This is a genomic window from Serratia sp. YWN4, from assembly GCF_055790845.1.
This window is the reverse complement of record NZ_CM147696.1, coordinates 1,065,001-1,081,118: the sequence shown is the minus strand read 5'-3', so window position 1 is coordinate 1,081,118 and position 16,118 is coordinate 1,065,001. Positions and strand designations below refer to the sequence as shown.

General features: G+C 54.2%; 12 protein-coding genes. 3 read left to right on the top strand and 9 right to left on the bottom strand.

Going from position 1 to position 16,118, the window contains the following annotated elements; all coding sequences use genetic code 11:
- Positions 1–135: 135 nt before the first annotated feature.
- Entirely contained in the window at positions 136–2,124 is a 1,989-nt protein-coding gene (gene speA, locus ACX9GT_RS05040) for a biosynthetic arginine decarboxylase (protein ID WP_473190101.1), read from the bottom strand.
- Between the two features lie 205 nt (positions 2,125–2,329).
- Positions 2,330–2,473 (bottom strand): hypothetical protein, encoded by a 144-nt coding sequence (locus ACX9GT_RS05035; protein WP_422066799.1) that lies wholly within the window; start codon positions 2,471–2,473, stop codon positions 2,330–2,332.
- A gap of 498 nt (positions 2,474–2,971) precedes the next feature.
- Here ACX9GT_RS05035 and metK point away from each other — a divergent pair, with 498 nt between their 5' ends.
- A complete protein-coding gene (metK, locus tag ACX9GT_RS05030) occupies positions 2,972–4,126 on the top strand; it encodes a methionine adenosyltransferase (protein WP_459399847.1) in 1,155 nt (384 codons plus the stop codon).
- Positions 4,127–4,188: 62 nt separating this feature from the next.
- Here metK and nadS read toward each other — a convergent pair whose 3' ends face one another.
- The 7 genes from nadS to mrcB all read right to left on the bottom strand — a co-directional run bounded on the left by nadS (position 4,189) and on the right by mrcB (position 13,822).
- Positions 4,189–4,473 carry a NadS family protein gene (gene nadS, locus ACX9GT_RS05025; RefSeq protein WP_473190100.1) on the bottom strand — a complete coding sequence of 95 codons (285 nt, stop codon included), beginning with the start codon at positions 4,471–4,473 and terminating at the stop codon, positions 4,189–4,191.
- Positions 4,460–4,807 (bottom strand): type II toxin-antitoxin system RelE/ParE family toxin, encoded by a 348-nt coding sequence (locus ACX9GT_RS05020; protein WP_473190099.1) that lies wholly within the window; start codon positions 4,805–4,807, stop codon positions 4,460–4,462. The genes nadS and ACX9GT_RS05020 overlap by 14 nt, the downstream gene beginning before the upstream one ends.
- A gap of 379 nt (positions 4,808–5,186) precedes the next feature.
- Entirely contained in the window at positions 5,187–7,169 is a 1,983-nt protein-coding gene (fhuB, locus tag ACX9GT_RS05015) for a Fe(3+)-hydroxamate ABC transporter permease FhuB (protein WP_473190098.1), read from the bottom strand.
- Positions 7,166–8,071, bottom strand: coding sequence for a Fe(3+)-hydroxamate ABC transporter substrate-binding protein FhuD (gene fhuD / locus ACX9GT_RS05010; protein ID WP_473190097.1), 906 nt, complete (start codon positions 8,069–8,071; stop codon positions 7,166–7,168). The genes fhuB and fhuD overlap by 4 nt, the downstream gene beginning before the upstream one ends.
- Positions 8,071–8,868 carry a Fe3+-hydroxamate ABC transporter ATP-binding protein FhuC gene (gene fhuC / locus ACX9GT_RS05005; RefSeq protein WP_473190096.1) on the bottom strand — a complete coding sequence of 266 codons (798 nt, stop codon included), beginning with the start codon at positions 8,866–8,868 and terminating at the stop codon, positions 8,071–8,073. Before fhuC ends, fhuD begins: the two co-directional genes overlap by 1 nt.
- A 47-nt stretch (positions 8,869–8,915) precedes the next feature.
- Positions 8,916–11,093, bottom strand: a complete 2,178-nt coding sequence (fhuA, locus tag ACX9GT_RS05000; protein WP_473190095.1) for a ferrichrome porin FhuA — start codon at positions 11,091–11,093, stop codon at positions 8,916–8,918.
- Between the two features lie 227 nt (positions 11,094–11,320).
- Positions 11,321–13,822: a bifunctional glycosyl transferase/transpeptidase gene (gene mrcB / locus ACX9GT_RS04995; protein WP_473190094.1), complete on the bottom strand. Its 2,502-nt coding sequence runs from the start codon at positions 13,820–13,822 to the stop codon at positions 11,321–11,323.
- 1,229 nt (positions 13,823–15,051) lie between these two features.
- On the opposite strand from mrcB, the gene ACX9GT_RS04990 reads away from it, so the two are divergent.
- Positions 15,052–15,558, top strand: coding sequence for a type VI secretion system accessory protein TagV (locus ACX9GT_RS04990; RefSeq protein WP_473190093.1), 507 nt, complete (start codon positions 15,052–15,054; stop codon positions 15,556–15,558).
- Between the two features lie 88 nt (positions 15,559–15,646).
- Positions 15,647–16,117 (top strand): type VI secretion system lipoprotein TssJ, encoded by a 471-nt coding sequence (gene tssJ, locus ACX9GT_RS04985; protein ID WP_473191511.1) that lies wholly within the window; start codon positions 15,647–15,649, stop codon positions 16,115–16,117.
- Position 16,118: the final 1 nt, after the last annotated feature.

The following is a 16,118-nucleotide window of genomic DNA, read 5'->3' as shown; positions in this document are numbered from 1 at the left end:
AAAACCTAGACCAAATCCTCACGGAGAGTTAACTAATTTGTGATAACTCGGGATGATTGAAAATGATAAATCAGAGGGGGCGTGAGAGGATAAACCGGCTGAGCGCAGAGACAACGCCCAGCCGTTGATGACTACTTATTCGTCTTCAAGGTATGTATAACCATACAATCCGGCTTCAAACTCTTCCACAAACTGCGCCTGTAACTCGCTGTCCAGATCGGTTTGTTTCACCTGATCGCGGAAACGGGCCAGCAGCACCTTCGGATCGAGCTGTACGTATTCCAACATATCGGCGACGCTATCGCCTTCGTCAGACAGCTCGGTTTCCACGCTGCCATCAGGGAATACATACACATCCACCGAGGCCGTATCTCCAAACAGGTTGTGCATATTGCCGAGGATCTCCTGATAAGCGCCGACCATAAAGAAGCCCAACGCAGGCGGATTTTCGGGATCGTACGGCGGCATTGGCATGGTGGTTGCCACACCGTCGCCATCGACATAGTGATCGATGGTGCCGTCAGAATCACAGGTGATATCCAGCAGCACGGCGCGGCCTTCTGGTGGCTTATCCAACCCTTCCAGCGGCAAAACCGGGAACAGTTGATCGATGCCCCAGGCATCCGGCATGGATTGGAACAACGAGAAGTTGACGTAGAACTTATCCGCCATCCGCTCCTGCAGTTCATCAATGATCGGGCGGTGCGCACGGTTGCTAGGATCAAGCTGCTGCTGGATCTTGTTGCAGATGTTCAGATACAGCTGCTCGGCCCAGGCGCGTTGGGTCAGATCCAGCATACCATGAGCGTACTGGGTATGGACGTCGTGCAGATCCATCTGGCTATCGTGCAACCATTCGCGCAGTGAGCGGCGGTTCTCCGGTTCGTTCAACTCCTGCCAGGTTTCCCACATGCTTTCCAGCGCACGCGGCGCATCGTCCGCCGGTGGAACCGGATCGCAGAATTCATTGCGCTCAACGCCAATCACGTTGGAGACCAGCACCGTGTGGTGAGCCGTCACGGCACGGCCAGATTCGGTGATCACCGTAGGATGCGGCAGGCCATGTTCATTGCAGGCATCACCGATCCCCCAGATCACGTTGTTGGCATATTCGTTCAAGCCGTAGTTCACCGAGCAATCAGACTGCGAACGGGTGCCCTCATAATCAACACCCAGGCCACCACCAACGTCGAAGCATTGAATGTTCACGCCCAACTTGTGCAGTTCCACGTAGAAACGCGCGGATTCACGCACGCCGGTAGCGATGTCACGAATGTTGGCCAACTGCGAACCCAGGTGGAAGTGCAGCAGTTGCAGGCTTTCGAGGCGGCCCGCTTCGCGCAGGGTTTCCACCAGTTTCAGCACCTGAACCGCCGCCAGACCGAACTTGGATTTTTCACCACCGCTCGACTGCCACTTGCCCGAGCCCTGTGAGGCCAAGCGCGCCCGCACGCCCAGGCGCGGAATCACGTTCAAACGCTCGGCTTCTTCCAGCACCAGCTGGATCTCCGACATCTTTTCGATCACCAGGTAGACTTTATGTCCCAGTTTTTCACCGATCAGTGCCAGACGGATATATTCACGGTCTTTGTAGCCGTTACAGACGATCACCGAACGGGTCATACCGGCATGGGCCAGCACGGCCATCAGTTCAGCTTTGGAACCGGCCTCCAACCCCAGCGGCTCGCCGGAATTGACCAGGGATTCGATCACCCGGCGGTGCTGGTTAACCTTGATCGGATAAACCAGGAAGTAGCCACCTTCATAGCCAAAAGATTCACGCGCGCGCTTGAACGCGGCGTTAATTGAACGCAGGCGGTGCTGCAAGATCTGCGGGAAACAGAACAAGGCGGGCAGACGTTGGCCGTCTTTGCGCCGTTCTTTCACCAGTTCGGCGAGATCGACACGCGCATGCGGAACGTCCGGATCCGGGCACACGCTGATGTGGCCGAGTTCGTTGACGTCATAATAATTGTTGCCCCAGTAGGCGACGTTATAAGTACGCAGCATCTTGCTGGCATTAAGATCATTCATGGCAACCTCCTGCATGGAGCGCAAAGATAAATGTTCATCCGCTACTGACGGATGGTGAATCAACAGATCATCAGACATTACTCGCCTCATATCGCGCACTGGCGATACAGTCAGCCACTATCGCAGCTAAAATCCGTGAGAACAACCCAGCAAACCGCTATTTTGGCAGTGAATTAATCTGCCGTTCGTGGTTCACGATCGGTTGATACCCAATAGATTTATTGTAAGACACCCTATTCAAACCTCGTGAATCGGGTCAAAAAAGATCCCACAGGAAAGGTTCTTCAGATGACCGTTAGCCGGCCCGAGAATCCTGAGTAGCGCCCATATGTGTATAACATCGGGTAGATGGTGTGGAGACAAGACGGGAAATAACAGAAGAATAGGCGCCAGAACGGCACTGCTGTTGAGAGCCAACAACCGGTAGACAACGGATCATTAATCCAACCACCTCCACGCACGTCGCTCGCAATGAACGACTAAGCCTCTAATGTAGTGTAAGAACGTTAACGTTCAGTGAAGCGGCAGCACCGCTATCGGTGCCTACGGCTGTTAATGATGCTGCAATCAGGGATTTAACCCAAACCGCGCTGTGCATCAAATGAACCGCGCGCGCAGTTTATACCGAACACCAGGGGAAAATGCAAAATGAAAATTTGCCAGAAACTGTTTCAAGCGATGAAAATGGCGCCCGAGGCCTAATGTAAAAGAGCGCTATGGCAAAAAATTGCTGGCAATCCGGCCAAAGGCTGACCTAAAATAGACGTCCAGATGTTAATCCGTCCATACTGGTTAACTGATAAACTGCTTAACGGCTTTGCCTGAGGGGCGTTGCAGGATATATCTCGCCATCAGCGGAAGACCCTTCGCTTTGATGCCCGGATCTCCAGCGCTGTGCAGTAATTTCTAACCCGTCTTATGCAAGGTAAAGAACACAATGGCTAAACACCTCTTCACGTCCGAATCTGTCTCCGAAGGGCATCCGGATAAAATTGCCGACCAGATCTCTGATGCCGTTCTCGACGCTATTCTGGAACAAGATCCGAAAGCACGCGTAGCCTGTGAAACCTACGTGAAAACCGGCATGGTTTTGGTTGGCGGCGAGATCACTACCAGCGCCTGGGTTGATATTGAAGAGATCACCCGCAAAACCGTGCGCGAAATTGGCTATGTCCATTCCGATATGGGTTTTGATGCCAACTCCTGTGCCGTGTTGAGCGCCATCGGTAAACAATCGCCGGATATCAATCAGGGCGTTGACCGTTCCGATCCGCTGGAACAGGGTGCTGGCGATCAGGGCCTGATGTTTGGCTATGCCACCAACGAAACCGACGTGCTGATGCCTGCCCCCATCACTTATGCACACCGTCTGGTTCAGCGTCAGGCCGAAGTGCGTAAAAACGGCACGTTGTCTTGGCTGCGCCCAGATGCCAAAAGCCAGGTCACTTTCCAGTACGATGACGGCAAAATCGTGGGTATCGACGCCGTGGTGCTTTCTACCCAGCATTGTGAAGATATCGCACTGAAAGATCTGCAAGAAGCGGTGATGGAAGAGATCATCAAGCCAGTTCTGCCAGCAGAATGGCTCAGCGCCAGCACCAAATATCACATCAACCCAACCGGCCGTTTTGTGATTGGTGGCCCAATGGGCGACTGTGGGCTGACCGGGCGTAAAATCATCGTGGATACCTACGGTGGCATGGCACGGCACGGTGGTGGCGCGTTCTCCGGTAAAGATCCATCCAAAGTTGACCGCTCAGCCGCCTACGCGGCACGTTATGTAGCTAAAAACATCGTTGCTGCTGGCTTGGCCGATCGCTGTGAGATCCAGGTTTCCTACGCTATCGGCGTGGCAGAACCGACCTCCATCATGGTGGAAACCTTCGGCACCGAGAAAGTCTCTACCGAACAGTTGACCTTGTTGGTGCGTGAGTTCTTTGACCTGCGCCCATACGGCCTGATCCAGATGATGGATCTGTTGCAGCCGATCTACCGCGAAACCGCGGCTTACGGCCACTTTGGCCGCGAGCACTTCCCGTGGGAAGCAACGGATAAAGCCGCTCAGTTGCGCGAAGCGGCTGGCCTGAAGTAAGTCTGTATTACAGCAGTAACAACGGCGAGCCACTGGCTCGCCGTTGTTGTTTTAGTGAATGGTCAATGCGCTGCCAGTTCACGAAAGAAGGCAGGGTTAGCCTGAATGGTTGCCAGCACTTTCGCCGCCAGGCCGGTTGGGTTACGCCGCTTGGCCTCCCAGCTTTTGATCGTATCAACGCTGGTTCCCAGCGCCTTGGCCATTTCAGCCTGTGAAACATTAAGCTGTTCTCTGATAGCCCTGACATCTGCTATCTCGTAACGGGTAACATTAGCTGGCGCTTTGATACCGTTCTTGATGTCTACAGCTTCTTCCAGAGATGTTTTCAGGTCGTCAAAAAAACTCATCTCGCACCTCATCTTTCAGTAATTTCGTTAGTTTCTTCAGCTCAGTTTTTTCCGCATCAGTCAGGCTATCTTTGGTGCTCTTCGGGTAGGCCATCACGAGATAGATAACTTCCTCAGTTGCAAAGAAGTAGATTACTCTGGCGCTGCCACTCTTTCCCTGAGAACCCGTCGCCATCCTGATTTTTCGCAGCCCACCCGTTTTCTGTATCAGCTCGCCTCTATCAGGGTATGCAATAAGCTCCTTCTGAAGATCTTTAAGCTCATCGTCAGTGGCGATCTGCTTTATCTGTCGGGTAAACATTGGGGTCTCGATAAACTCTATCGCGTGACTCACTGAACGCTCTCCGTACAAGGGTACACAGTACACCAATTGAAGTACTATGTACACCATAAATAAGGGATGAATGAGATGCGAGAGCGGTTTAACAGAGTGTCATGATGATCCGCGTCACCAAGAGTGCGTCATTCGTCAACAGACAGACTCCTGAATAACCTAAAGCCGGTCAGGCTCTTTATCCCTCTCGCTCAGGCTCCAGAGACAAAGATCCAGAGCCCCCACGCGCAGTATATTCATCTCTCCGGTATGATTAACGACCGTTTTACAGGTAAATGCCAGGGTTGCGCAGTGCCACGCAACCTGTTGCAACCTGCTGAAAAACCAAAGGCCCAGCCATGCTGAGCCTTGGTGTTAACTCGCAAAATGTTAATGCAAACTACGAGGTTTGCTTACGCAGCAGATAGATGAAATACGGCGCACCGATAAAGGTCGCCAGCAACCCGGCAGGGATTTGATACGGGAACATCACCATCCGGCCACCCCAATCGGCAAACACCATCAACAGGCCACCCAATAATGCGGCGATCACCATTTGCGGCAATGCGCGGCGGAAGCCAAGCATTCGTGCCATATGCGGTGCCATCAGGCCGATAAAGCTCAACGGGCCAACGGTCAGCGTTGCCGTCGCCGTCAGCGTTGCGGCCAACAGCAAAATGGTCAGCCTGACCGGCGTTAACGCGATACCGACCGAGCGCGCAGTCATACCACCCAACGGCAGGATGGTCATCCAACGGCGGCACAGCGGTGCCAGCACCATTAATCCGGCGGCAATGACCGCCGTCCGGATCGCTTGCGAAGCATCTACCGAATAGGTTGAACCAGAGATCCAGGTCAGCAGACCGCCCATACGCGGATCGCCACTGGCCAGCAACAGGACAATGGTGGTGGTGAAGGCGGTGCTGAGTGCGATACCCGCCAAGAGCATGCGCTCGGTCGAAAAACCACCGCGCCCGGCTGCGATCATGATCACCAACAGCGTTACCGCTGCGCCCAGGCTACCGGCAGGCAGTAACCAAACGAAGGCATCGCCTGGGACGATCAACAGCATCACCACCACGCCAAAGGCCGCTCCAGAGCTGATGCCCAGCACTTCTGGGCTAGCCATCGGGTTGCCGGTCAATTTCTGGATCAGCGTCCCGGCAACCGCCAGCATCATACCGGCGGCCAAAGCAGACAACACTCGCGGCCAACGCCATGGCATTAACGCTTCCAGTTCAGCGCCTGAGCTCCAGCGCCAACCCGCAGCGTTTTGCCCGAACATCAGCGCAACGGCGATCCCGACCAAGAGCAACACACTGCCAAGTACGATCCAGAATGCCAAATGCCCACGTTCAGCAGGCACCTTATCACCGAGATTCATCGGCGGTGGGATCGCGCTGCTGCGCAGGCGCGGCAGCAACCACAATAACAGCGGAGCCCCGATCAAGGCGGTGGCCGCACCGGTTGGTATCCCGCGCCACACCTGCGTGAGCCAGATTATCACCTGATCGGTCAGCCACAGCAGCAATGCTCCCAGCAATGGGGTCAGCATCATGCGATGCGCCAAGCGGCGCGCGCCCAGCATCTTCGCCAGCAGCGGGGCAAACAGGCCGATAAAGCCAATCACGCCAACCGCATTCACCAGCATGGCACTGAACACAATCGCCAACGCCAATGCCCCAAAGCGCGACAGTGCCAGACCAAGGCCCAGATTGCGGGCTACGCCGTCATCCAGCCCCAGCAGCGTTAGCGGGCGGATCAGTAATGCGGCCAGCACCGCAGCCAGCAACAAACGTGGCAGGATAAACTGCACCGTACCCCAATCCTGCTGATTCAACGCCCCGGTGCTCCACAGGAACAGACCCTGTAGCTGATCGTAATTAAACAGCGCCAGCAGGCTGTTGACCGCTCCACAATAAAGCCCCAGCACCAGCCCGGCCAGGATCAGCGTCACTGGCGACATGCGTTTGCCCCAGGCGACGCCAAACACCAACCCACCGACGATAATCGCACCCACCATAGCGGCCAGTTGCCGCGTCAGTTCACCGCCCGGTAGCATCCACAACGTAGCAATAGTCAGCCCAAGCTGGGCACCGGCAGACACGCCCAGCGTTGCGGGTTCCGCCAAGGGATTACGCAATACTTGCTGGAACAACACGCCGACTAACCCCAATCCGGCGCCCACCAGCAATGACACAGCCAAGCGCGGCAGCAGACTGTAGTGAAACAGCATCTGGTTAACATCGTTGAGATCGGGCAGCCTCAGTGCCTGTGGCCACTGCGCCCACGGCAGTTGGTGCAACAGATTGAATGCCGTCAGGCCGCTGGCAGCCGCCAGCAGCAAAATAATCAGCGTGATCGGCAAGCTACGCGCATTCATGATGGCCTCTCCAGCGCCTGCTCCAGCAAGCGGCAGAAGCGCATGGCCGACAGCGTTGCACCATAGAACCACACGGCGGGCATTTGCCGCAGTTGGTTCTGGCGCACAAACGGCAGAGCCTGCCACAGCGGCGTGCCGCTCACTTTATCCATCATCGCCTGATTGCCGTGATCAAGATAAATCGCCCGCGCATTCTTTACCGCCGCCAAACGCTCAATCCCCACCACCGAGGTGCCCCAAAAATTGGTTTCGTCCTGCCAGGCATTTTTGATGCCCAACTGATCCATCACTTGCTGGAACAGGCTCTGCTGGCCAATCACCAATGCGTGGCGAGTATCCAGCAAAGAGAACAGCAACAGCGGTTGCTGGGTATAAGCCTGCAAACGGCCACGCGCATCCTGTAGAAAAGCGTCAAATTGCTGCAAATGTGCTTCAGCTCGCGCCTCTAGTGCTAAATGCTGCGCCAGTTGCTGGAGTGAGTTTCTGGCTACCGTCAGCGGTTTACCGCTGCCGTCGTTGAAACTAAACTCCATGGTCGGGGCAATTGATTGCAGCTTTTGCGGCGCAGGTCCATACCCTTTGGAAAGCAGGATCAGCGAAGGATTAAGCTGCTGTAACAACTCCAGATTCGGTTCGGTGCGCTGGCCGACATCAATCACCGAATCAGGTAGCTTCGGTTCTTCAACCCACAGGTTGTAGTTGTGAATGTCCGCCACCGCCAACGGCATCACGCCGAGAGCGATCAGCAACTCAACCGGCAACCATTCCAATGCGGCGATGCGGGTGATATCCGGCAAGTCAGCGGATCGCCCCGGCAGGGAAAACAGCAAGGGTGAAAGCGCCATCGCCGCCAGCAAACGGCGGCGCAGCGGATCATGCTGAAAATGGCAAGAAGAGGCCATCAATAGACAAAGCTCACTGGTGCACCACCGCTCGGGTGCGGCAATGTCCCCATCGGAATACCATAAATTTGCTCCAGCACCGGCCCCTGCATCAGTTCTTGTGGGGAACACTGCGCGATCATTTCGCCACCGCGCAATGCCACCAGATGATCGCAATAACGGGCCGCCATATTGATATCGTGCAGCACCGCAATCACCGTCAGCCCACGTTCATGGCTAAGGCGCTGGATCAAGGCCAGCACTTCAACCTGATGAGCGATATCCAGTGCAGACGTAGGTTCATCCAGCAACAGGCAGCGGCTGTTCTGCGCGACCATCATCGCCAGCCAGGCGCGCTGGCGCTCGCCGCCAGAAAGGCTGTCCACCAGCCGATTGGCAAAAGGTTTCAGCCCTACCAGCCCAATCGCTTCTTCTACCTGTTCGCGATCGCCCACCTTAAAACGCCCCAGCGCGCCGTGCCACGGGTAGCGGCCCACCGCTACCAGTTCGCGCACCGTCATCCCTTCGGCGGCAGGCAGTTGCTGTGGCAGATAGGCCACTTGGCGCGCAAAGGCTTTGCTGTCCCATTGTTCCAGCGATTGGCCGTTAAGGCTGGCTTGCCCAGCGGTGGGATGTTGGTGACGGCCAAGGATTTTCAGCAGCGTGGACTTGCCGGAGCCATTATGGCCAATCAGCCCGCACACTTTCCCCTGTGGGAAAGTCAGCGACAGCGGTTGCAGCAGCACACGGCCTGGAACGGCAAAGCTCACGCTATCGAGCTGGAACGTTGCGTCGCGATTAAGGTGTTTATCCTGCATAGGCCCTGCTTTAGACGGGGTGGCATAAAACCACCCCGCTTATGCGGTTAGAAACGGAAGGTTGCGGTGGCGACCACCTGGCGTTCTGCACCCCAGAAGCAGCCATAAGTCGCGAAGCAGCTTGCCACGTACTCTTTGTCAAACAGGTTGTTGACGTTAAGCGCGACGGAAGAGCCCGGCAGATTGAAACGCGCCAGATCGTACTTGATCGCGGTATTCCAAACGGTGTAATCCGGCACTTTGAAGGTATTGGCTTCATCACCGTAGGTAGAACCGGTATAGCGTACACCGGCCCCTAACGTCAGCCCACTGAGCGCGGTTTCATGGAAGGTATAATCGCCCCATAATGACGCCATATTCTTAGGAATAATCGCCGGGCGGTTACCCTGATAGCTGTTGTCTTTGGTGTATTCTGCATCCGTATAGCTATAGGAAGCCAACAGGTTAATATTCGCCGTCAGAGCCGCTTTCCCTTCCAGTTCGACGCCGCGAGAGCGGATTTCCCCACCCTGTACGCTCGCGTAAAGATGAGCCGGATCTGACGTCAGGTTATTGGTTTTGGTCAGTTCAAACACCGCCAGCGTGGCGGAGACCGGGCGATCTTTCGGCATATACTTCACGCCGGTTTCGTACTGCTTACCGCGTGACGGATCAAACGGCACGCTATCGTAAGTTGCCCCCGCCTGCGGCTCAAAGGATTCGCTGTAGCTGATATACGGAGAAAGACCGTTGTCGAACAGATAGTTCAGCCCAACGCGGCTGCTCAGCTTGGTATCGTTCTGCTCGGTGGCTTTATGATTAGCGCGATCGTCAGTAGCGGTTTTCGCCCAGTCATAACGTGTACCGGCAGTGAGGATCCAGTGGTTCCATTCGCCCTGCTCCTGAATATAGATACCGGTTTGCTCTTGGCGATCCAGGCGGTTGGTCGGGCTAAGGTTGAATTTACTGTCGTCACCAAACTGTGGGTTAGACAAGTCCAGCGGATTGGCCGAACCGAAGAACGCATTGATATCATTGCGCATCCGCAGGTAATCGACCCCCACCAGCAGCGTATGCTCTATCTGGCCGGTAGCAAACTTGGCTTGCCCTTGCGTATCCACGGTGAAACTGTTCAGGTGCTCATCAGAGATGCTCACTGAACGGTTCAACATATTGGGATTAGCGGCCTGAATGCCGACACCGTAGATACTGTCCTGATCGGAGTGGATTTTGCTGTAGCGCAGATTCTGGCGCAGGGTAAAGGTATCGTTCAAGTCATGATCGAAGCTATAGCCGATCATCTGCTGCTTGCGAGCGAACTTATTGCTGGCTTCGCCTTCGTTAAAATCGGTGGGTAATTTGCCGTAAGGGGCATTTTCTACCGTTCCCTCTTTTGGCAGCCAACCGTAGTAACCCACGTTCGGATCGTCCTGGAAATAGGACAGGATCGTCAGGTTGGTGCGATCGTCCGGGCGCCAGCTGAATGCCGGGGCAATGGTATAACGCTTACGCTTCGCCATTTCCTGCTGATCGTCAGCGTCGCTGGCCAAACCGGTTAAACGGTAGGAATAAACGCCGTTATCATCCAGTGCGTTACTGAAATCGAAACCGGTCTGGAACAGGTTATTGCTGCCCATTTTGAACTGAATTTCACGCAGTTGCTCCGTGGTTGGCCGCTTGCTGACCAATGCCACCACGCCACCAGGGCTGCTCTTGCCATAGAGCACCGAAGACGGCCCGCGCAAGACTTCAACCCGCTCCAGGAAATAGGGATCGATAGCGGCTTCGTTAAAGAAATCCCCTTGCAGTTTCAGGCCGTTAAAATACTCATTCTGGTTTACGGAACCAAAACCACGAATATACACCGCATCATAGGCGTTAGAGCTGCCACGGCTGCCGATCATCACACCCGGCGTAAACCCTAGCGCCTCTTTCACCGTTGTCGGCTGCAAGGTGTCCATATGTTCACGTGTCACCACCGAGATCGACTGCGGCGTTTTCACCAATGGCGTATCGGTTTTGGTCGCTGTCGCGCTGCGCTTCGCCACAATGGTGCCTACCGGGCCCCAGGCGCTCTCTTGCTGGGCATGATTACTGTCGCCAACTACCGTGATGGTGTCTTCCTGGGCATCAGCCTGTGCGGCAAGCGCTGGCAGAGTCAGTGCTGTAGCGATGGTGACCGCTAACCCGCTGAGCGGGCGAAAACCGAGTTTGGCAAATGATGTGGCGTGGCGCTTCGATGGCATGTTTGATTTCTCTGATGTGAATTGATGACGAATGCAAACGATAATAATTATTATAAGCGCCGCATTTTATGCGCAAGCCAACGGGAACTGCAAGCGTATTTCAGCCAGAAAAAGCACAGGAAGCGGTAAAATAGCCGCGTTAACCGAATGGAAATAAAATGAGTGAAAACAAGAAAAAAGCCCGCAACAAAAAGTCACGGGCTTGATAACACAAATCAGCTTAACGACTACTGGCCAAACATCTCATTAATCCAGCCAGCCACGCCATTGGCATCTTTCTGTTCACCTGACGGTTGCTGTTGCTGCTGTTCAACCGCCTGACTGGCCTGGCATAACCGTTGAGGATCTTCAGTCCAGACCGGAATGGTGCGTGAACTGCCGCCGCCACAGATAAAGTTACCGGCAGAATCGATCCCCATCTGGCTGATCCCTTCCGGCTGTTGCAGCATCAGCGGCAACGGCGTCTGGTTTTCCAGATAACGGCGATACAGGGTCAAGGCACCGTTAGCACCGGTCAGCTTGGCCGGGCCGTTGTTGTCGCGCCCGACCCAGGCAATCGCCACTTCTTTGCCGTCGATACCGGCAAACCAGCTGTCACGCAGATCGTTGGTGGTACCGGTTTTCGCCGCCAGATTGTAGTTCGGGAACTTCACCGACAGCGAACGGGAAGTCCCGCGCGCCACGCCCTGCTGCATTGCATACAGCGTCAGATAAGCCGCCTGGGCCGGTACCATGCGTTCCGCCTGCGGGAAGCTCTGATATAGCACCGCACCGTCTTCCGCGATCACCGAGCGCACAGCCGACAGCGGCGCACGGTTACCACCGCTGGCGATGGTCTGATATTCCTGCGCCACTTCCATCGGCGTCAGGCCGATCGCCCCCAATAGCATAGAAGGCACCGGAGTAATCGCCGTTTTAGGAATGCCCAAGTGCTGCAAGGTGGCGCTGATCTGAGCCAACCCGACCGACATACCCAGATTCACCGTGGGCACGTTGAGCGAGTTCGCCAACGCATCCACCAGCATCACCCGGCCACGGAACTGACGATCGTAGTTGTTCGGCTGCCATAGGCTGCCGTTCGGCAATTTGATCGACAATGGCTGATCCGCCAGCCAGGTATTAAGGCGATATTTATCCGGCTCTGACAACGCCGCCAGATAGGTTGGCGGCTTAGCCAGCGAGCCCACCAGACGACGAGCCTGAAGCGCCCGGTTAAAACCGGCAAACTGCGGGTCAGCCCCGCCGACCATGGCACGAACTTCGCCGGTAAAGCGATCGACGATCACCATCGCCGCTTCCAAGTCGTCAAGGTGACGCGCGGCACGCAGTGCGGGAATACCGTCCTCCACGGCCTTTTCAGCCGCATCCTGTGAAACCGGATCCTGCGTGGTGAAAATCTTCACGCCGGAAAGATCGTTAACCTTGTCACCCAGCTTGTTCTGCAATTCCTGACGCACCAGTTGCATAAACGCTGGCTGCGGTGAAATCACCCCGCCCTTCGGCTGCACGCCCAGCGGGCGCGCACTCAGCATGTTATACAGCTCAGCGTCGATCACTCCCTGGTTCTGCAACAGCTTGAGCACCACATTGCGGCGTTCCAGCGCCAGTTGCGGGTTGCGCCATGGGTTATACAGCGATGCGCCTTTCACCATACCCACCAGCAGCGCCTGCTGATCCAGGCTCAGTTCATCTACCGGGCGGCCGAAGTAATACAGGCTGGCCAATGGGAAACCGCGAATTTGATCGCTACCGCTCTGGCCGAGATACACCTCGTTCAGATACAGCTCCAGAATGCGGTCTTTGCTGTAACGGTAATCCATCAACAGCGCCATATAGGCTTCATTGAGCTTACGCGCCAATGAACGCTCGTTGGTCAGGAACAGGTTCTTCACCAACTGCTGGGTCAGGGTACTCCCCCCCTGCACCGCGCGCCCGGCGGTCAGGTTGGCCAGCACCGCACGGCCGATAGAATAAGGGCTGACGCCATCATGCTCGTAGAAACGGCGATCTTCGGTTGCCAGCAGCGTATCCACCAGCAGATCGGGGAACCCCGCACGCGGAACGAACAGCCGCTGCTCGCCATTTGGCGACTGCAACATGGTGATCAGGCGTGGATCGAGGCGGAAAAAGCCAAAGCTGCGCTGGTTTTCCATGTTAACGATTTTTGCCAAACCATTATTCTGGAAATCAAGCCGTGCGTGGATCTGGCCTTCTTTACCATCCGGGAAATCAAACGGACGGCGCAGCATCTCAATACTATTGCCCTGCACGGTGAATTCGCCTGGGCGCGTCATCCGGCTCACCTGGCGATATTGCATCCCTTCCAGCAGACTGATCATCTCCTTTTTGCTGTAAGGCATGCCGGGTTCCAGGTTGACCATGCGGCCATACACCGCCGCCGGTAACTGCCAGACCTTGCCATCGATACGGCTGCGGATCTGGGAATCCAGATAAACACCGTAGATCGCCAACAGCACCGCGACCACCAGGAACAGCTTGATCAGCAGGCCAAGCCAGCGGCGCTTCTTGCGTGGAGGACGCGCTTTTACCTTACGTGGCATGCGTTCCTCTTCGTCATCATATTCATCATCGTCATACTCATCCTGATACTCGTCGTCTTCGTAATCGTCATAATCGTCATCGCGACGACGGCGCACCGGTTTGCGCGGCACGTTACGTTTTGGTTGTTTCCCTTTGCGCCCAATAGGTTCGCGGTCATCCCCAGCCATTGCTGTCGTTCTCCACGCTTACGGCACTGGTAGCCGATATTTGTCGCTTAATCTGTTCTTATGCCTCTAGGCTGAACAGAAGAAACATCTGAATTGTTTTGCTGGTAATTTTTGGTGCGCCTGGTGGGCGCGGTATTGGCCAGTTCATCTAACCAACCCTATCAGGCATTATTCAATTAAAATCAATGCAATATGTCATTTATTCGATAAGCACACTGATACTCTTCCCACTTCACACAAGGGTGACAGAATAGCACTAAACCTTGACCTTCTTAACAGGGATTTTGCTACCGACTCGTACGACTAAAGTCACAATCACATTGTGAATCAATAAAATACATTTTATGCCGCCTACCGTTGCCAACCAGGATAATAACGGCCGTGATAAGGTATCGCCAATCATTCTCATTTTTACAAACACATTCAGCTAGCCACGGAATTGTTAAGAATAATCCCAAATTTAGACAAGGCGGGAATATTAACAATAAAAACCAGACATGACTCACGGAGTTCTACATTCAATTCTGGGAAGGTCAAGGTGACTCAATTAATAACGCTAGTTTAATAGCCCTAGAGAATGCTTTATCGCGGAAATATCCCTACAAGGTATTTGACACACCTAAACTCAAGCGTTTTAATAACATCAAATTAACAATGGTGGATTAAGTGAAAATGCCAACAAAATAAAGAAATATCTGAACTAAACCATGGCGTTAAATTATTAACCGTCACTATTCGTAATATGACAGCCAGTTTTTATGCATCACGTCCACTTTTGAAGAGCAGATGCTTTGCTGGCAGGTCTTTTAAAGTGAGTTATCAATATCATTTCATAGCATTGATTAACAATGGTTTTATTTCATTCAGAATCTTTCATGGCAGATTCCGTGCGGTAGCCATGCCTAAAGGGTAAGGGAACTCAATAAGCACCGTATTAATCTTAGACAATTAACGGGAAACATCCCAACTACAGCGCCACACGCAAACTTATGACTCCCACATTATTTAATGTTGTATAACGCTTGCAGGGTTTTCGAATGCGAATGACGCCAAAAACCATCAAAAAACGGCATTTCCAAAGCTGTTAGTTCACTGATGCTCGCTGGACAACGTTAACTCCGCTCATTGCCAGATATTTCAAACGATATTACAGCGGGCCAGCGCAAAGAGTACGACCTGCAATTAATTGAATGAGTCATTACAACTCCAAAAGATACCAAGAGGCTCTTGTGAAAATACGGATTTCGCTACTACTGCTTTCGCTGCTACTCCTCACCGCCTGTGCTAAACGCTCAGAACCTGCGATCTCTACTGATGCTTTGGTCAGCCATCAGGTGGATGGCGTGACATTGACACACCGCGCCGCGATTTCCCCACCAGCACAGTTCAAACCGATCAATGAACAGTATCGCAGCCTGTACAGCGCCAGCATCATGAGCGAACCGGGATACAACGGCAACGTGCTCGGCAGGCTGAAAAATGCCACCCCTTTCTTTGCCTTGGGCGAAGTTGAAAATAAATGGCTGGCCATTTCGCAGGAGCCTGGGGGGGAATTGATGGGTTATATCCAGGGCAATGCCGGGGTTGCTGAAGGCCAATACCGGGCGACGATCCGTAAAGATCGCCCTCGCACCCGCCATGCCGGTGCCACAAAGAGTGCTGAAAACTGCGTGACCCTGGATAAGAACAGCAAAGCCTGTCAGGACACCAAGTCAGCCACTTGGATCCTTGAGTAATCCACCGCTGATGATGAGAGACATCATGATCAAATCACCACTCTTCCAGCGCGGTTGGCCTCAGTTGCTGTTGATTTTCACGGTATTCATGCTCAGCGGCTGTATGTCTTCCGCGAAAAGCGTGCCATCGCGTTATAGCCTGATCTTTGATGCCGATCCGCAGATCAACGCGGGCGATGGTCAATCCTCGGCCCCCGTCAAAGTCCGCGTGTTGCTGTTACGTTCTGATGCTGAATTTATGGAAACCGACTTCTTTACCCTGCAAGGCGATGTGAAAAGCGTACTCGGCAACAGCCTGATCGAGAGCGATCAATTCTTCCTGGCTCCAGGGCAAAAAGGCAAAACCCTGGCAGGGCAAAGTACGCTGGATGCCCGTTATATCGGCATTATTGCCGAATACCGCGAGCTGGACGGTAAAACCTGGCGTCTTTCATTGCCGCTGCCCAAGCCCACCGAAACCAACTTCTACAAAATATGGCAATTATCTCCTGATGAACTGACCGCTCATATTGTGGCCACGGTTCGCGGTTTACAAACCCCCCATGGTCAGGATCGGTAAT